The following is a 17,373-nucleotide window of genomic DNA, read 5'->3' as shown; positions in this document are numbered from 1 at the left end:
TCAAGAGCTTATGTCATTGTTGGCTGGGGCTCCTGCCACCCCAACCAAATTTCATCACAGAGCGATGGCGGGCGGATTTATCCGCTGCATTTGCGACCAGTTTTACACTAACTTGCCAAATATCGAAATTTTTCGACGACTTAATTTGTGGGGCTGAGGCCGTACATTAGATGGCCGGGCGAGAATTGCTCCGGCATCGGGCGTGGTTTTTTCGATCGATCGGGCGATGTCGGATTTGAAACCTATCTAATTGCGGAACATGAAGGCGAAAAGATCGACCTTATTGCCAATTTGATCATATCCGGTGAGCCGGGCGACTGGTCGGAACTTTCGACCAGCTATGTCGGGCGGGTCGATCATGTGGTTGGTTTCAATTTCTCATGGGGCGTGGAGAGCGGCGGCGAACTTTCTGGCGAGGCGAAGGGCCGGCACTGGCTGGGACCGGTTTTCAGTGTCTCTTCGGAAGAGGGCGGCCTTGTTCCGTCCTTCGAATTGTCGGCCTTTGCTCCGTTGACCCGCAAAACACCCGATGTGCAATTCAGACTGGAGCTGGATTGGGAATTCTAGTTTCCAGATCCCGTTGCAAGAAAGCTGCACTATGACTTTTCGGATATTTGAATACGGGAGTTTTCAGTCGGTGGCTTCTGTGACGATCGCTTCGCGGAAGGGGCTGACGCCTTGGTCGTGATCGGTCAGGAACACTTCAACCCGATCATAACCCGGCAGCAATAGGGGCGAAAATCCCGGACATAGTGGATTTTATGCTGCAGCAACTGTGTCCGGTCTGCGGAGGATGCGGATTTGGTCCACCGGTTATCACCTCAGAAATGGCAGTACCTCCCCATCACCGGGTCCAGTATCAAGATTCGGTCAAGAAGCGAATATGTAAACGGTTGTAAATAGGCACCCAAACTTCTGGTAAACCTCCTGTAAATGATAGTAAAACCCAAATCATAAAGCGATGATTAAAAGCAATGTTACCGTATCAAGGTCAGTTGGCCGCTGGGAGAATTAAAAATGCGTATAGCGATAGCGGACGATGATTCCGAAATTATCGAGTTTCTGGGAAAAATCGTTGAAGGGCAGGGCTATGTCTATGCTGGTTATCCTGATGGGACAGCACTTTCTAACGCCCTGTTGCGCGACACGTTTGACCTGGTGATCCTCGACTGGAACATGCCCGGCAAAAATGGCCTGGAAATATTGCAGTGGATGGAAGGTGCGGTTGAAGACCGTCCGCCCGTAATCATGATGACCAGCCGCACGGCGAAGCAGGATATCAGCGATGCCCTTAATGCCGGTGCCGATGATTATATTACCAAACCCGAAGACAAGAATGTTATCGCGGCCCGGATCAACGCCCTGTTGCGCAGAAATAGCGGCGCGTCGGCAATGGAGACCACGGCTGAATATGGTGATTATCTGCTCAATCGTATCGAACAGACGGTCAGGCATGGCGACAAGGAAATCGCGCTGACCGCAAAAGAGTTCGAGCTTACCGATCTGATGTTCCGCAACCGTGACCGCACATTGTCGCGGCGATATATAATGGAGACCGTCTGGCGCACCAACGCGCATCTCGCGACCCGCACTCTCGACATGCATGTTTCGCGGATTCGATCCAAGCTTTCACTGAAACCGGAAAACGGGTTTCGGATTTTCACCGTTTTCGGCTATGGCTACAGACTGGAGACGTTCAGCAACGGAGGGTAATTGTGTTTGAAGAATTCCGGGACTGGATTCCTTCATCGGGCCTTCGCCTTTTGGTCGCGCTGTTCATTTGCGCTTTAGCCTTTGCGCCCAATGAAGCCGCCGCTCAGAAAAAATCCGATGCCGAGCAAATCACTTATGTCTTCAAGCGCGGTGACACGCTATTTGGCTTGGCGAATAATTATCTGCGAAAATGGTCTGACTATGTCGCCGTTCAGCGGCTCAATCGTATCGCCGATCCCCGCCAGATGCCGGTCGGTACATCCTTGCGCATTCCTGTCTCTTTGCTGAAATATCGCCCGAGCGAGGCCAAGTTGAGCGCGTTTCGAGGAAGTGTTTCCATTGCTTCCAGTGGCCGGAATCTGACACCGGTCCGCGGACTGAATATTGGCGAGGGCAGTGATATAAAGACGGCAGCGCGGAGTTTCATGACGCTGCAACTGGAAGATGGGTCGCAAGTTTCCCTGCCATCCAACAGCCATGTCCGGATTACCCGTCTGCGCCATATACTGCTGACCGACAGCATCGATTATGAAATAGCCGTCGCCAAGGGTCGTATCCGCTCGAAAGTCGCGCCTCTGGGCAAGAAGGCCGACCGTTATCGTGTTCGCACCCCGGTCGCTGTCTCTGCCGTGCGCGGCACCGACTATCGCACCAGAGTGGATGAAGTTTCCGGCACGGCCTTTTCCGAAACGGTTGAGGGCGAAGTGGTCGTTGCAGCGGGCGAAAGCCTGAATGCTGCGAAGTTGGTTTCAATACCCGCCGGTACCGGCGCAGCCGCGACGGTGAGCGGAGCGCTTGCGAAAGCGAAATTGCTGCCACCACCGGAACTATTGGATCCCGCAAAAGTGCAGTCGGAGACGACATTGCTTTTCGCCGTCGAACCGCGCGAATCAGCCATCGGTCATCGCATCATCATCGCATCCGATGCCGGTTTTGTGGATGTCGTCGCGGAAGCACAGGTGCCGGGCGGAGTACTGGAACTGCCGACGATCCCCAACGGACGCTATTTCGCCAAGGTAACTGCACTGGCTGCGGACGGTTTCGAGGGCATGCCGGAAACCTATAGCTTCAAGCGCCAGCTGAGCACTCTGGGCGGCAGCGCCGACGCTGGCGATTTCGGTTATCGCTTCAAATGGTTTGGCGAAGGCGAGGGTGAAAGATTCTATCGGCTCCAGATCCTGAAAGATAGCAAGACATCTGTGCCGATTATCGATGAAGCCGGGCTGTCGACCGATATTGTCACTCTGTCGGATCTGGCGGACGGGGAATATTACTGGCGCGTCGGTGTGATCCAGTTTTCCAGCGATCCCGACGATCCGGAAGCGATCGAGAAATGGACCGATTTCGAAAAAATGACCGTGGCTAACTAGCTGTCTGGGTCCGGCTCTTGACCGACTTTCCGCCAAGGCAAGTTCGCCGATGAGATTGCGCCAGCGACTCGGTGTGGAATGGCTGGCGGTGGCATTGCTGGCATCCTGCATGGTGGTGGCTCTGGGCTATTGGGACAGTCTGTCGCGCTTCGACAATCTGGTTTACGACCAGCTGTCCGGCCTTGATCGGCCGGCACCGTCACCGGATATAATGATTGTCGAGATTGATGAAGACAGTCTTGCCGCTTTCGGGAAATGGCCGTGGCCGCGGCAACGGCATGCCGAGCTGTTCGAGCAGCTGGCGGTTGGCAAACCGAAGGCGATCGGTTTCGACATTTTGTTCAGTGAACCCGGCGAATCCGAAGGAGATGAAGCGCTGGCACAGGCCATGGCCGGGCTTACCAACCTGTTCCTGCCGCTGCATTTTGTTTTTCCCGGCAGCAACGGTGCAGCATATGACGTGAGACAGCCGATTGTACCATTCACAGACGCTGCAGCTGGACTGGGGCATGTAAACCTGGTGTTCGACTCCGACGGGGTCGTTCGCCGCGCTAATCTGTGCTTTGGTGACAAGCCGTCGGGGACAGACTGGCCCCATTTGATGGAAAAAATCTATGAGGCGGTCGAAGTCGGTTCCTCTCCCGCTTATGACCGGCTGGACAATTGTGATCAAAAGCTGCTGATGCCCTTTGCCGAGCGCGGCGCATATAAATCCATATCCTTTGCCGCATTGGCCAACGGACAGGTTCCGGCGGCATTCGTGCAAGACAAGATCATATTGATCGGTGCGACGGCAAACGGCATGGGCGATCAATATCCGGTTCCGCTTGGAGACGGCGGCACCCTTGCCGGTGTCGAAATCATGGCCAATCTTTATGGCGCGATTGTGCGCGATGATTTCATCCTGCCAATCTCATTTGCACTGCAATTGGCACTATCGCTTTTGCCGGTCTGGATATTGCTACTCGGGTTCTGGCGATGGCGTCCGCGAACCACGATCATTGTCTCGTTTGCCCTGATACTGACGATATTGCTGACCAGCGCGTTGCTTATGCAATTCGCGCTCTGGTTTGCGCCCGGAACCGCTCTTTTGGGCGTATTGATCGTTTACCCTGTCTGGGGCTGGCGCCGGTTGCAGGCGACGAGCGATTTCATGGATAGCGAATTGAAGCATTTCGGTCGCTCAAGTGTCGATATACCGATCATGCGGACGGAACTTGGACCTGTTGATATTATCACCGGTCAGGCGGAACAACTGACCCATGCGATTTCCCATGTCCGTGATTTGCGGCGGTTCATTAGCGATGCGCTCAGGAACCTTCCCGATCCGATGTTCATCACCGATCTCAGGGGCAAGGTGACATTTGTTAACCGGCTGGCGCAGGCCGGTATGGCAGACGGCGCACAGGATCTTGCGCTGGATGACATGCTCGATCGTTTTGTCTCCGCCGATGATCTTCAGGAGGTTAAGGATTATCTCGATCAGAAGAGCAGGCCGACAAAACAGGATTATGTCGAATTCACGTCGAGCGACGGGCAAATTTTCGCCATGCGCCGCGCTCCCGTGGCGTCGGACGAGGGATTGCTAAGGGGGTATATCCATTATCTCGCCGATATCACGGAAGTGGCCAATGCCGCGCAGCAGCGGGAAGAAGTGTTGCAGTTGCTTTCTCACGATATGCGCACCCCCCAGGCGGCTATTCTGGCTCTTCTCGATGGCAGGGAGTCTGATGAAACCAACAGCCGAATCGAAGGGCACGCGCGCCGCACCCTGGCGCTCGCAGACAATTTCGTCGGTCTGGCGCTGATAGAATCCAGCGAATTCTCCGGCGAGGATATATTGCTCGCCGAACTGGTCGAGGAGGCCAATGACAGTCTTTGGCCCCTCGGACATGCGCGGAGCATCCGATGCGAAGTTGATGACCAGTCGGATGGCGCCTTTGTCCATGTTGAGCCCTCCAGCCTCTACCGCTCTTTCGTCAACCTGATCGACAATGCGATAAAATATAGCCCCGATGGCGGCATCGTGACCATAAAGATCCGGGTGACCGAACTGGATGGGGAACCCTTTGTATCGGTCGCCATTGCCGATCAGGGGGAGGGAATATCCGAGGCGATCCTGGGCCAGTTGTTCGAACGTTTTGCCAGCGATGACCGATTGGCAAACTCATCGATAAAAGGAGCGGGGCTGGGGCTGAATTTTGTTGCCAAGGTGATCGCAAGGCATGGCGGTCACGTCAGAGGGGAAAACCGCCGCGATGGCGGTGCCTGCTTTACCGTGCTTTTACCCTTGGCGCCCGATCTCGAGGATCAGGCCTTCTGAATCATTCAATGCCCTGGCGGGTGCGGATTGTGCTGCGCGGGCTATCGGTCGGTTCCTGGTCCAGTCCGGACAGGGCGGAATCGATCAGAAAAGGCAAGGACTGCGCTATCGTAGCGTTGCAATGATATTCTGCGGCGCTGCCCGAATAGAGCTTCTTCCCACGGGCTTGATCGAACAGGTTGACCGTCAGTCGATATTCGTGATCCTTGCACGACTGGAAGCGTTTCTGGCTTTTTGCTGCAGCGATCGATTGTTCGGCATCTTTGGCGCCAGCATCGACCGCAATATCGGCTGGACGGTCGGAAAGCGCTACATGCACCAGGATTGATGCATCCGGAGAAGATTCATAGCCTCTCTCGTTTAGCGATTTTGCAACCAGATCACGGGCAAGCGACAGCTCGCGATTGACAACTGCATCGATTGGAGACGTGGTGAATTTTTTCTGTGCCGGTGCGGCAATCACCTGATGCGTCTGGACGCGGGTTTGTATCGGTCCGGCACAGCCAGAAACCGTCATTGCGCCCGCCAATATCCATGAGAGTGATCGGATCATCACCTTCTCCGCTGATTTCATTCAAGACGATTTGATAGTCTGTCGGGCCGGAAAAGTCACGCGAATAGGCTTTGCGCTAATGGGCCTATCGGGTCAGCGCGTAGTAGATCACATAGAACCAGGAGAAAAATCCGTGGATGATCGCCCACAGGATCGACTTGTGCGTGGTAAAGCTGATGGCAATCGCCAGAGCGCTGCCAAAGCCGACGCCTTTGCTGACGATCTCCTTGCGGACGTAGGTGACTCCTCGACGCATCGGCGATTCTCCTGGCGCATAATCTTCCGGACGCATTCGTTCGGGCTTTGTTTTTCCCACCATGATCAGGCGGCTTCCCGTGCGCGGTCGGACAGTTCCTGATTGAGCATTTCGGCTAGCAGGAAGGCCAGCTCCAGCGATTGCGCGGCGTTGAGGCGCGGATCACAATGTGTATGATAACGATCGCCGAGCGATGCATCGGTGATGGCAACGCCGCCGCCGGTGCATTCGGTCACATTCTGACCGGTCATCTCGCAATGGATGCCGCCGGCGAATGTACCTTCTGCCCGGTGCACGGCAAAAAAGCCGCGCACTTCGCTGAGGATCCGGTCGAACGGCCGGGTCTTGTAGCCGCTCTCAGCCTTGATGACATTGCCATGCATCGGATCGCAGGACCAGATGACCGGATGGCCGGACTTTTTCACCGCACGGACCAGAGGAGGCAGGCCGCTTTCGATCTTGTCATGGCCGAAGCGCGTGATCAGAGTGATCCGTCCCGGTTCGCGCGCGGGATTCAGCGTGTCGAGCATTTTCAACAGCGCGTCCGGTGTCAGCGATGGGCCGCATTTCAGTCCGATCGGATTGCCGATGCCGCGGAGAAACTCGACATGGGCAGAACCCTCGAAACGGGTGCGGTCGCCGATCCACAGGAAATGGGCGCTGGTATCATACCAGTCGCCGGTCAAGCTATCCTGCCGGGTCAGGCATTGCTCATATGGGAGCAGCAACGCTTCGTGACTGGTGTAGAAGGACGTGGCTTTCAACTGCGGCACGGTGTCCGGGTTGATGCCGCACGCTTCCATGAAGGACAGCGCTTCGCCGATCCGGTCGGCCATTTCCTCGAATTTTTTCGCCCAGGGGCTGCGCGCCATGAAATCATGGGTCCAGCCGTGAACCTGTTTGAGATTGGCATAGCCGCCCGTCGAGAATGCGCGGAGCAGATTGAGCGTCGCTGCTGCCTGGTTATAGGCACGGACCATCCGCTCGGGATCCGGATCGCGCTGGCTGCTGTCAAATTCGATGCCATTGATAATATCGCCGCGATAGCTGGGCAGTTCGACGCCGTCCTGGACCTCGACATTGGAGGAGCGCGGCTTGGCAAATTGACCGGCCATGCGACCGACTTTGACGATCGGCAGCTTTGACGCATATGTCAGCACCACCGCCATCTGAAGAATGACGCGGAATGTGTCGCGGATGTTGTTCGGATGAAACTCGGCAAAGCTTTCGGCGCAATCGCCGCCCTGCAGCAAAAATGCCTTGCCTGCGGCGACTTCCGCCAGATCCTGTTTCAGGCTACGAGCTTCGCCGGCAAAAACCAGCGGCGGATAGCTGCCAAGCAGTTCTTCCGTTTCCGCGAGTTTTGTGGCGTCTGGATATTCAGGCATGTGCAGCCCTTCAAAATCCCGCCAGCTATTTGCCGTCCAATTCGTCGCCATCAGAGCGCTCCGCTTCATTTTCAATAAAATCGAGTGCCTTTAGGCGGGAGTCAATGGCGATGGCAAGGGAAACCCATTGTTGGTTGCCTGCGAAACTATCGGCAAATAGCCGCGTCAATTTAGCCGCCGGGCTTTTTCTTCCAGCTACCGCTATTGCGAAATTCCGGCTTGATCTGGCTGGCATCGGGCAAGTCCTGTCCGGCGAAGGCTTTGTCGCCCCCTCTGGCCTTCGCTTCGCTGCTATAGTTGGGGGCCTGATAAGAGCGGGCTGCGGTTGCATCCAGCGCCGGAGCAGGCCGGTCATGCCTGCGGGCATTGTCGGCCAGTTGCGCTGCGGCTTTTTCCGACTGGGCGGCTTCAGCTGCGGCTTTGCGCCGTCCCGATTCATAGGCTTTTTCCAGCGCAATCGGGTCAAGCGAACCGGCAGGTGTGGTGTCGCGTACGGCAGCCTGACTACGTGGTTTCGGCACCGGCAAAGGTTCTCCGCCGCTATATCTTTGGCTGAACGCACTGGCTTTTCCGGCATTGCCTTTCCAGCTGTAGAAACGATGCGCTCCGATTGTCCCCAGGAATCGCAGGCTGGGCGCCCAATAAGGATAGACATAGCTGGCGTGATAATGGGTTGCGGTGCCGACTGTCGTGTAGCTTTTTCCGGCAAGTGCTTCGGCAGCTACCTTCTCGGCGCGGTTCCAGTGAAAGCTCGCCGCTTTGCGGCGCAACGAACCGTCGCATGTATAGGTAAACTGGCAACCGGTTGCCCGCTCGCTGCCTTGATAGATCACGCCGCACACCGTTCCCGGATAACTGGGATGACGGACACGATTTAAAATGACCTGAGCGACGGCGCGCTGGCCGGCATCTGGTTCCATTCCGGCTTCATAATAAATCGCCTGTGCCAGGCAGTATTGCGCCCGGCTATCATCTATCGTCGAGCCGTGAAAAGCGGTTTGCCGGATAAGATGTGCGGACGATGCCTGATCCGGATTATTGCCGGATATGTCCGGTAAACCGTCAATCGTTCCGGCTCCGGGTTCCGCGAGCGGATCAACGCCGAAACCGCCGTAATTTTGCGGGATCGCATAATCGGGGTCGATGAAATAAAAGGCGGAACCGGCAAAATTTTCTTCTGCGCGCTCGACCGACTGCAATCGGGGATCGCTGGGACTGAACTGCTGCGCATCGACGCTCGATTGCGGCATGGTTGTCGGGATCAGGACCAGACTGATCAGGAAAAACGCGGTCAATATTTGCTCGCGGATCGACAGCTTTGCTAAGAATCTGCGCTGTTTTAGTGGTGATGGAAGCTGGGCACCTATTGCCTCCTCATCGGTTTTTGCGTCCGCGGGAATCGTTTCCGCCATGGCTAGCGGTGCCGGAATCGGGCCACCCCGCCCATAATCAGGGATATTGCTGCTCAAATGTGGAACATAGGGTGGAGGTACGCGCACGAGTTGTTAATGCCTGATTTGGCCCAAACGGGCAGGTAGAGCGGGATATAGCAGATTGTTGCGGGCTCTGCGCGGAACATGAATATGCTGTTCCATGATGGGACGCAGCTGCCCGCGATGTTAACGGGTTAACGCAGTCCGCCGAGCCTGCGTAGTCACCAGATATTGCGCCACCATATAACCGGCGATGCCGAAAATTATCCCGCCAATCGCGGGCGCAACGACGATTCCGTCGAGCCCGTAATATTCGCGACCGAGCCAGAGAAAGGGGACAAGCCCCAGCGTATTGCGCAGCCAGTTCATCAGTGTGGACCAGCTGGGATGACCGAGATTGTTGCAGGCGGCATTGCTGATGAACAACATGCCGTTGAAGAAGAACAGGGGCGTCAGGAAGACGGCGAACAGCCAGAATACATGCCGCCCTTCGCCGACCAGGTAGAATGCATCGCTGATAGGTCCGCTGAGCAGATACAGGATTGGCCAGATCAGCAGAGTGTAAGCGATCGCGAACAGGGTCGCCTGCTGGATCGTTGTGCGGACCCGGTCAAATTTCAGTGCGCCGAAATTCTGGCCGATGATCGGTCCCACAGCGCCGGACAACGAGAACATCAGGCAAAAAGCAACCGGCACGACCCGGCCGACGACAGCAAAGCCGGCGATCACGTCATTGGAATAGTCGGCGATGAAACGATAGGAGATGAAACCTCCGATCGGCGTGGCGACATTGGTCAGGATAGCCGGGATCAGGATCGCCATGATCGGCCGGATATCCGTGCGAAATTGGGGCAGTGTAAAACGGTAAAAGCCGCCATAACTCTTGATGATCGGCCAAATCGCGAAGATCGCCGAAACAATGGCGGCACAGGCGCTGGCGACTGCGGCGCCATTGATTCCCCAGCCGAAGCCGAAGATGAAGATCGGGTCGAGAATGGCATTGGTGATGCCCATGCTCAGGGTCACGTTCATCGCTCGCCGCGCAGCACCATGAGCGCGCAGGAAACCGGAGCAGACCATTGCTGCGACGCTGAACGGCATGAATGGGGCGATGATCCTGATATAACCGGTCGCAGCCTGGTTGGCCGCCCGATCCGCTCCGGCCAGTTCCAGAATATCGGGGGCGAAAACGAAAAACAGTATCGCCAGTGGCACAATCAATATCGTGCTGAGAACCAATATATTGGTCAGGTATCGATGGGCCTGCTCCGGATTGCCCTGACCGATATGGCGAGCGGCAAGCGCGCTCGTGGCAATCATCAGGCCGATATAGAAAGCGGTGCCGAAGAACAGGATCGTGGCGGCAAATCCCATGGCTGCCGTCAGAGCGCTGTCTTCCAGTTGCGCGATGTAGAATAGATCGGCAAAGTCGACGATGAACATAGTCAGCAGACCGATGCTGGCGGTCAGCGCCATGGTCGTAATATGCCGTAAGGGGCTGCCGGTCAGGAATATTGCGGGTTGTGTCGTGATATTATCTGTTCCACTGAAAATCGCCTGGCCGGAACTGGCAATGGCGGAAAAGATATTTTGCCCTATAGTCTTTTGCCAAGGGGTCAATTCATCTCTATTGGAAATTGATCTTTGGAGAGCATGGGATGATCTATCGAAAAGCACTGATCGCGCTGATGATCGCGGCATTGGCGGGTTGTTCCTCAGCTGAGAAAGAACAGGCATCGTCGCCGGATGAACGCGGCGTTTTCGAGCGTCGCAATACAGCGCCCGACCCGGCCGATAATAGTCTGACGCCCCGCAGCGCCGAACAGGCTTATGCGCGGACCGCGCTCAATTGCATCAACCAGCAATATCCCAACAAGATCAGCCATGTTTTGAATAGCGCCGCCGATGTCGCGGAGCCGGCAAAGCTGACTCCCGTCTTTTACGGCTGTTTCGACTGGCATAGCGCGGTCCACGGGCACTGGTTGTTGGCCCGCCTGTGGGGGCAGGACCTGGTTCCGGACATGGATGACGAGATCGCCGCAGCGCTGGCAGCGAATTTTACGGCAGAAAAAATTGCCGGCGAACTGGCCTATTTTCAAGGTGCCGACCGGACGGCGTTCGAGCGGCCCTATGGCATCGCGTGGTTTTTGCAATTGACCGCCGAATTGCGCGAGATTGCGGATGGTGAAGGCGACAAGGCAGCTCAGGCGAAGACATGGCTTGCCCGACTGCAGCCGCTGGAGGCTTTGATCGTCGGTAATATCAAGGACTGGTTGCCGAAACTGGCTTATCCGATCCGGCTGGGCACCCACAACCAGTCCGCCTTTGCCTTTGGCCTGTTTCTCGATTGGGCTGCGCGCAGCGGTGATGCTGAAATGGCCAATCTGGTGCGTAACAAAGCCTTGAGTTTCCACCGCAAGGACCGCAACTGTCCGATGGCTTATGAACCTTCCGGCGAGGATTTCCTGTCATCCTGCCTGATGGTTGCCGATCTGATGCGGCGGGTGATGGACGGGGGCGAATATGCCAACTGGCTGTCGGCCTTCCTGCCGGATATTCCCGAAGATGGCAGCGACGACTGGCTGGCCGTCGGCATTGTCAACGACCCGACCGACGGAAAGCTGGTGCATCTGGACGGCCTCAATCTGTCACGGGCGTGGGCGCTGGAAGGCATGGCTTCGGCGCTTCCGGTCAATGACCGGCGGCGCGGTTCGCTGCTCGCATCGGCCAACCTGCATGGCAATTCGGGAGAGCTATCCGTGCGGACGCCGCATTATTCCGGCAGCCACTGGCTCGCCAGTTTTGCGACTTATTGGCGCACCGCGCGGGGAATCGAAAAAAATAGCAGCAATCCGGATTCGTGAAGCCGGACTCTTCCATTCGACCGGCGCAAAATGCCGAGGCCCCGAGGCCTTCTCTTTTTAACCGGTTGTTTCCCGTCAATCGCGATCTTGCGATAAAGTCGATTTTCGGCGTCTGGAGCGCCTATTTTCTGTTCGCAACCAGCCGCGTTCTATATGTGACGCAGACCCATGCAGATGCTCTGTTCGTCCAGCGCATCCTGATGACCAGCATCTGCATCACCTTCACCTGGCTGCTCTATCGCCTGCTGATTGCCGTGCGTCGCAATGGTATGGGGGCTGCGATATTCATGCTTACCTTCCCGACCATGATCCTCGCCAATTATATCGCTATTCTCGACCAGATAGTCTTCGACCATGACGCCGCGCTGTTCGACTTTTCCTATCTGCTCAATCCGGTCGATTTCGCTTCCTTCGACTGGGCCTATGTTCTGGACGAGGCGTTTACCCGCTATTTCATTCTGGCCAGCTGGGGCGCCTTATATCTGGCCCTGTCGCACAGCAAGGATGTACAGCGGATGATGGTTCACAGTCGGCAGCTGGAACGGGTCAATCGGGCGAGTGAATTGCGGGCGCTGCGTTACCAGCTAAATCCCCATTTCGTTTTCAACGCACTCAACTCGGTCAGCAGCCTGATTATCGATCGGCAGAATGAGCAGGCGGAGAAACTTGTCGATGACCTGGCCGACTATATGCGGGCGGTGTTGACCGGTGGCGCGCAGGATATGATCACGGTGGAGCAGGAAATTGCCCAACAGGTTCGCTATCTCGAAATAGAACGCATGCGTTTTCCCGAGCGCCTGCATTATTTTGTCGATATCGAACCCGCTGCGAATGACTGGAGCATACCGGCCTTGATCATCCAGCCGCTGATCGAAAATGCCGTCAAATTCGGTGTGTCAGGTGCGGATCAGCCGCTCAATATCATTATCTCCGTACAGATTGAGGGCGATCGCTTGCGGATTAGCGTCGCCAATGACGGCCGGGTCGAAATCCTGCCCGCACAACCCCATGATCGCGTTGTCGGTACCGGCACAGGCCTCACCAATATCCAGAGTCGACTGAGAGCATTATATGGTCAAAATGCGTCGCTGCTTCTGGCGAACAGCAAGAACGGAATGGCTATTGCAACCATCGTTCTACCCCATCCGTCCTTGATTTTCGAGGATATATGAGAATGGCCACAGAGTCGCCATCAGTCCTGATTGTAGATGATGAACCGCTTGCCCGCTCCCGGCTTAAGGCACTGTGCGAACGGACCCGACTGTTCGGCGAGATAGAACTGGCCAGCGGCGGACGTCAGGCTGTGGAGAAAATCAGGCTGAGACAGCCCGACATTTTGTTGCTCGATGTCGACATGCCGGAATTTTCGGGACTCAAAGTTGCGGAGTTCTGCCAGACTCTTGTTCAGATACCGGAGATTATCTTTACGACGGCGCACAGCACTTATGCAGTTCAGGCGTTTCGAGTGGAAGCAACCGACTATCTGTTGAAGCCGGTCAAGGAGTCGCTGCTGCGCGAGGCGGTGCAGCGCGCCATCGCCAATCGGGCGCTCAATGATAACAACCGCGAACCGGATGTCGTTCAGCGTCTGTGGGTGCAGGATGGAAGCGGGGCGCTGCAGCTGATTGTTTCGGATATTGAATGGGTCGAAGCGGAACGCGACTATATGCGGCTATATTTGCTGGGCCGGAGCTTTCTGGTGCACCAATCGATGCGGTCGCTGGAAAGTCTGTTGCCGGACGGCCTGTTTGTCCGCGTTCACCGGTCAACCATCGTTCGGCGGGACTGTATCGCCGAGGTTCGCCGCAAAGGGCGCAAGCGCTATGTAATTTTGCAGGACGGCAAACAGCTGCCGATTGGGCCCCGTTATGCAGACAGGATCGCCGGAACGGCTCAAGCCGGACGTTTGGGCGGATCCGATACCGTAACCGAATAGCGCGGCGCCGGTGCCGGCTGCTTCAATCCACCGACGTCGACAAAGGTCTGCCTTTCGACATTATGCGGATGTTCCTTGGCTTCCGCCAGTGACAGCACGGGAGCAAAGCAAATGTCTGTTCCCTCCATCAGGTCGCACCATTGGGTGCGAGTCTTGGTCTTGAACAGAGCGGTGAGCTTTTCCTTCAACATAGGCCATTGCTTTGGATTCATTTGTGCGTCGAAATCCTTATCATCCGCGAGACCCGCCACTTGCCGAAGTTCTGCGTAAAATTGTGGTTCGATTGACCCGATCGAGATAAATTTGCCGTCGGACGTCTCGTAAGTGTCGTAGAAATGCGCCCCGGTATCGAGCAGATTTACGCCCCGCTCATCTTGCCACTGGCCGATATTGTGAAAGTCGAAAATCATTGCCATCAATGCTGCAGAACCGTCGGTCATCGCGCAGTCTACCACCTGACCGGTACCACCGGTCTTGGCATGGAGAAGGGCGGAAACCATACCCAGCGCAAGCATCATTCCGCCGCCGCCAAAATCGCCAACCATATTGATCGGCGGAGTCGGTTTTTCGCAAGCACGCCCGAAAGCATGCAAGGCGCCGGAAATGGAGATATAGTTGATATCATGGCCCGCCGCAGAGGCGAGCGGCCCATATTGCCCCCAACCGGTCATCCGGCCAAAAACAAGTTTGGGATTGTCCGCGAGCAATATGTCCGGTCCCAGACCGAGTCGTTCCATAACGCCGGGGCGAAAGCCTTCGATCAGGCCATCTGCGTTTTTCACCAGATCACGGGCAGTCTTGATGCCTTCATCCGATTTCAGGTCAATTTCGACGAGGTTACGGGAGCGGGAAAGGGCAAGGCGCGGATCCGGGGCGCGGCCGGGACGATGGAGAACGGTGACAGTCGCGCCCTGATCGGCAAGCATCATGCCGCAAAAGGGGCCGGGACCGATTCCGGCAAACTCAATGATATTGATGCCTGTTAGTGGTCCCGCCATGTCCTGCTCCCGTTTAATCGACTGATTAAATCGTCCTATGCAGGGAAGTTATTCTAATCAAGCTTAATGTTGAAGTTTGATCCGCAGGCTAGCGGGAACGCTGACCGTTGCGCAAAGGGAGGGTTTTTTTAGCAGGTTGACGCAGATAGCGCGGCACGTCCGACTTCTTCTGGCCGACGGGCTGTCTTGCCAGCTTTGGATCAATCGGATGATCAAATGCCACGCCGAATCTACCCTGGGCCACCCATGCGACATGTCCGGTGACCTGGCCGATATTGCGCAGGTCCAACTGTACCTTGTCGCCGCGCTTGGCGAGTACCGGTGCTTCGGCCATCAGGCCGCCTGCCGAAAGATTGCGAATCCGCACCTCGCCGCAGTCATCACCATCCACGAAGCTCAATGCCGCCTTCAGAAACAGGCTGTCACGATCGAGCTCCCGCTTCGAATGGCCAAGGGCCTGGCTGTTCATTTTCAGGCTATCGTCAAATGGTTCGTTCATGAGCTTCCTGTGGCCGGTAAATGTAAAAGCATGTGTCGCATAGGAAGTAGTACGGTAAAATTGGTGCAAATTTCGTTAATAGTTGGGATTGTTTCTCGTAGAAAGCTGGCTTGATTCAGCTGTCAGGTCACGTCGTTACCGACGGCGTGACGCCCGGATTGTCCCGTTTGCCGCTGTTGCAGAAAATTACATCACTGATCGCGCGAGATTTTCTCGTTCCGTTCGTGCGCTTCCTGCGCTTCGACGGTCATCGTTGCTATCGGCCTGGCCTTCAGCCGGTCGAGCGAAATCGGCTCGCCGGTCACCTGGCAATAACCATATTCACCTTCTTCAATCCGCCGCAGTGCCGAATCGATTTTGGATGTCAGTTTGCGCTGACGATCACGGGTCCGCAACTCCAGACCCCAGTCGGTTTCGCTCGATGCCCGGTCATTGAGATCGGCTTCCTGAATCGGACCATCCTGCAAATGCGCCAGAGTTTCCTTGGATTCGTCGATGATTTCCTGCTTCCATTTTTTCAGGGCCTGCCTGAAAAAAGCGAGCTGGCGCTCGTTCATGAACTCTTCGTCTTCGCTCGGTTCATAACCGTTGGGGAGGACTAGATCTTCTCCATTTGCGCCATTTTTTGCGGATGCTTTTTTTACCGAGGATGCCAACATACTCTCCAAACATCATGCCCTACCCGAATTTCGGAAGGCCGGACCATATATAGCGCGGGCCTATACCCAGCGTAGTTATTGGAAACAAGGCGCAAAATCGCTGTTCACCCAATAATCCGGAAATTGGGAAATTTTGGACATGAACAAGATTGCCGGGAGCATATTTTCATGCGGCTGAATGGGATCGAGTTCTCCGACGCTCCCTCCAAAAAAGGCCGTATTTTTCATAATATTGCAAGAAAGCCTCCCGCAAGAGTTCCATTTCGGGACATTAACCGTGGATGGATACAAACTGTTAACTTATTTTGCCGTTTGGCACTCGGAAACAGCGTTAATGCGATTGTTATTTACCATTTATTCTGTCTTTCTGATGCATGTCGAGACTGCGGACAGGGGCATTGGCTTTGAGAAGCTGGCTTTCTGATCGAGTCTACAGCGGAAGAGAGATGATATTATGTCGGTACGTATGGCTTTGGCAAAATTATGCGCCTGCACCTGCGGGGGAGCCCTGATCGGTGGTGGTGCAGTCCATGTTTCAGAGGCGCCGGCAGCCCCTTACGTTAAAAAGATGTCAAAAAAGAAACCGGTTCGGGCCCGTACGATCAAGAAGGGCGAGCCTGCCCGCAAGATAAAGCGTACGCGCCGCACGGTGACCCAGACGACGACGGCCTGCCAGCCGTCAGTGGTCACGATTGCCCAGACCCCGGCACCACAGGCCATTCCTCTGCCTCCCTATATTCCACCCGCTCCACCAATCAGTAGTAGTGGTGGCTCGATCCCGGTTGTTATCGGTGGTAGCAGCGGTGGCGGAAGCGGCGGCTTCTTCGGCGGTTTCTTCGGCGGCGGCAGCTCCGGTGGCGGCACAGTCGTGATTTCCTCAACCAGCAGCGGTGGCTCGACCAGCACCTCCTCGGGCGGTAGCTCAACCAGCGGTGGCTCCACCAGCACGTCTACGGGTGGTGTTACCAGCACGGGTGGCTCCACCAGTACGTCTACGGGTGGCGTTACCAGCACGGGCGGGTCGACCAGCACGTCGACCGGTGGCAGCAGTTCTTCATCCTCGAGTTCATCCAGCAGTTCATCGAGCAGTTCATCCAGTTCCAGCGGGGGTGATGAACATGCATCTTCAGGCAGCTCAGGGTCTTCCGGCAGTTCAAGCTCAACTTCTTCAAGTTCGGGCGCTACAGGCGGCTCTTCAAGCTTCGGTGGCAACAGCACATCCTCCAGTTCCAGCTCCTCGAGCAGCAGTTCCAGCTCCTCTTCCGGCGGTAGCACCGGCGGATCGACCGGTGGGACGGATGTTCCGGCACCGCCAGTTGTGCTGCTTTTTGGCGCAGCGGCAGCGGCATTGTTTGCCCGCCGGCGCAAAGCGAAACATGCA

At 56.0% G+C, this 17,373-nt stretch carries 17 protein-coding genes; 7 read left to right on the top strand and 10 right to left on the bottom strand.

Features of this window, described 5'->3' with window-relative positions:
- The first annotated feature begins 147 nt into the window (after positions 1–147).
- The 4 genes from ACWFTY_RS16165 to ACWFTY_RS16150 all read left to right on the top strand — a co-directional run bounded on the left by ACWFTY_RS16165 (position 148) and on the right by ACWFTY_RS16150 (position 5,406).
- Positions 148–567, top strand: a complete 420-nt coding sequence (locus ACWFTY_RS16165; protein WP_447525204.1) for a hypothetical protein — start codon at positions 148–150, stop codon at positions 565–567.
- A 450-nt stretch (positions 568–1,017) separates the two neighbouring features.
- Positions 1,018–1,713: a response regulator transcription factor gene (locus ACWFTY_RS16160; RefSeq protein WP_447525203.1), complete on the top strand. Its 696-nt coding sequence runs from the start codon at positions 1,018–1,020 to the stop codon at positions 1,711–1,713.
- Between the two features lie 2 nt (positions 1,714–1,715).
- Entirely contained in the window at positions 1,716–3,083 is a 1,368-nt protein-coding gene (locus tag ACWFTY_RS16155) for a FecR family protein (protein WP_447525202.1), read from the top strand.
- Positions 3,084–3,132: 49 nt separating this feature from the next.
- Positions 3,133–5,406 carry a CHASE2 domain-containing protein gene (locus ACWFTY_RS16150; RefSeq protein ID WP_447525201.1) on the top strand — a complete coding sequence of 758 codons (2,274 nt, stop codon included), beginning with the start codon at positions 3,133–3,135 and terminating at the stop codon, positions 5,404–5,406.
- Between the two features lies 1 nt (position 5,407).
- Here ACWFTY_RS16150 and ACWFTY_RS16145 read toward each other — a convergent pair whose 3' ends face one another.
- From ACWFTY_RS16145 to ACWFTY_RS16120, 6 genes are all read right to left on the bottom strand, one after another.
- On the bottom strand, positions 5,408–5,959 hold the full coding sequence (locus tag ACWFTY_RS16145; RefSeq protein ID WP_447525200.1) for a hypothetical protein: 552 nt from the start codon (positions 5,957–5,959) through the stop codon (positions 5,408–5,410).
- Between the two features lie 85 nt (positions 5,960–6,044).
- Positions 6,045–6,215 (bottom strand): hypothetical protein, encoded by a 171-nt coding sequence (locus tag ACWFTY_RS16140; protein ID WP_447525199.1) that lies wholly within the window; start codon positions 6,213–6,215, stop codon positions 6,045–6,047.
- A gap of 65 nt (positions 6,216–6,280) precedes the next feature.
- A complete protein-coding gene (locus tag ACWFTY_RS16135) occupies positions 6,281–7,654 on the bottom strand; it encodes a class II 3-deoxy-7-phosphoheptulonate synthase (protein WP_447525198.1) in 1,374 nt (457 codons plus the stop codon).
- A complete protein-coding gene (locus ACWFTY_RS16130; protein WP_447525197.1) occupies positions 7,629–7,772 on the bottom strand; it encodes a hypothetical protein in 144 nt (47 codons plus the stop codon). Before ACWFTY_RS16130 ends, ACWFTY_RS16135 begins: the two co-directional genes overlap by 26 nt.
- A 1-nt stretch (position 7,773) precedes the next feature.
- Positions 7,774–9,072: a cell wall hydrolase gene (locus ACWFTY_RS16125; RefSeq protein WP_447525196.1), complete on the bottom strand. Its 1,299-nt coding sequence runs from the start codon at positions 9,070–9,072 to the stop codon at positions 7,774–7,776.
- Between the two features lie 150 nt (positions 9,073–9,222).
- On the bottom strand, positions 9,223–10,656 hold the full coding sequence (locus tag ACWFTY_RS16120; protein ID WP_447525195.1) for an MATE family efflux transporter: 1,434 nt from the start codon (positions 10,654–10,656) through the stop codon (positions 9,223–9,225).
- Between the two features lie 38 nt (positions 10,657–10,694).
- On the opposite strand from ACWFTY_RS16120, the gene ACWFTY_RS16115 reads away from it, so the two are divergent.
- Genes ACWFTY_RS16115 through ACWFTY_RS16105 form a run of 3 tightly spaced genes read left to right on the top strand, consistent with a single transcriptional unit; the run spans position 10,695 to position 13,836 of the window.
- Positions 10,695–11,900: a DUF2891 domain-containing protein gene (locus ACWFTY_RS16115; RefSeq protein WP_447525194.1), complete on the top strand. Its 1,206-nt coding sequence runs from the start codon at positions 10,695–10,697 to the stop codon at positions 11,898–11,900.
- Positions 11,897–13,072: a sensor histidine kinase gene (locus ACWFTY_RS16110; protein ID WP_447525193.1), complete on the top strand. Its 1,176-nt coding sequence runs from the start codon at positions 11,897–11,899 to the stop codon at positions 13,070–13,072. Before ACWFTY_RS16115 ends, ACWFTY_RS16110 begins: the two co-directional genes overlap by 4 nt.
- A gap of 2 nt (positions 13,073–13,074) precedes the next feature.
- The gene (locus ACWFTY_RS16105) at positions 13,075–13,836 is read left to right on the top strand and encodes a LytR/AlgR family response regulator transcription factor (protein ID WP_447525192.1); all 762 of its coding nucleotides are present in this window, start codon (positions 13,075–13,077) and stop codon (positions 13,834–13,836) included.
- Here the strand turns inward: ACWFTY_RS16105 and ACWFTY_RS16100 are convergent.
- The 4 genes from ACWFTY_RS16100 to ACWFTY_RS16085 form a co-directional block, all read right to left on the bottom strand.
- Positions 13,794–14,834: a CaiB/BaiF CoA transferase family protein gene (locus ACWFTY_RS16100; RefSeq protein WP_447525191.1), complete on the bottom strand. Its 1,041-nt coding sequence runs from the start codon at positions 14,832–14,834 to the stop codon at positions 13,794–13,796. The genes ACWFTY_RS16105 and ACWFTY_RS16100 overlap by 43 nt on opposite strands.
- A gap of 88 nt (positions 14,835–14,922) precedes the next feature.
- The gene (locus tag ACWFTY_RS16095) at positions 14,923–15,333 is read right to left on the bottom strand and encodes a PilZ domain-containing protein (protein ID WP_447525190.1); all 411 of its coding nucleotides are present in this window, start codon (positions 15,331–15,333) and stop codon (positions 14,923–14,925) included.
- A 191-nt stretch (positions 15,334–15,524) separates the two neighbouring features.
- On the bottom strand, positions 15,525–15,992 hold the full coding sequence (dksA, locus tag ACWFTY_RS16090) for an RNA polymerase-binding protein DksA (RefSeq protein ID WP_447525189.1): 468 nt from the start codon (positions 15,990–15,992) through the stop codon (positions 15,525–15,527).
- Between the two features lie 732 nt (positions 15,993–16,724).
- Positions 16,725–17,360, bottom strand: a complete 636-nt coding sequence (locus ACWFTY_RS16085; protein ID WP_447525188.1) for a hypothetical protein — start codon at positions 17,358–17,360, stop codon at positions 16,725–16,727.
- Positions 17,361–17,373: the final 13 nt, after the last annotated feature.

The organism is Parasphingorhabdus sp. NYA22 (genome assembly GCF_976973735.1).
Note: the sequence above shows the minus strand (reverse complement) of the source record. Positions and strands in the feature narration are given on the sequence as shown.

Coding starts and splice junctions, on each gene's coding strand:
- ACWFTY_RS16160 (WP_447525203.1), top strand. CDS start 1,018: ATGCGTATAGCGATAGCGGACGATGATTCCGAAATTATCGAGTTTCTG.
- ACWFTY_RS16150 (WP_447525201.1), top strand. CDS start 3,133: ATGAGATTGCGCCAGCGACTCGGTGTGGAATGGCTGGCGGTGGCATTG.
- ACWFTY_RS16145 (WP_447525200.1), bottom strand. CDS start 5,959: ATGATCCGATCACTCTCATGGATATTGGCGGGCGCAATGACGGTTTCT.
- ACWFTY_RS16140 (WP_447525199.1), bottom strand. CDS start 6,215: ATGCGTCGAGGAGTCACCTACGTCCGCAAGGAGATCGTCAGCAAAGGC.
- ACWFTY_RS16135 (WP_447525198.1), bottom strand. CDS start 7,654: ATGGCGACGAATTGGACGGCAAATAGCTGGCGGGATTTTGAAGGGCTG.
- ACWFTY_RS16115 (WP_447525194.1), top strand. CDS start 10,695: ATGATCTATCGAAAAGCACTGATCGCGCTGATGATCGCGGCATTGGCG.
- ACWFTY_RS16105 (WP_447525192.1), top strand. CDS start 13,075: ATGGCCACAGAGTCGCCATCAGTCCTGATTGTAGATGATGAACCGCTT.
- ACWFTY_RS16100 (WP_447525191.1), bottom strand. CDS start 14,834: ATGGCGGGACCACTAACAGGCATCAATATCATTGAGTTTGCCGGAATC.
- ACWFTY_RS16095 (WP_447525190.1), bottom strand. CDS start 15,333: ATGAACGAACCATTTGACGATAGCCTGAAAATGAACAGCCAGGCCCTT.
- dksA (WP_447525189.1), bottom strand. CDS start 15,992: ATGTTGGCATCCTCGGTAAAAAAAGCATCCGCAAAAAATGGCGCAAAT.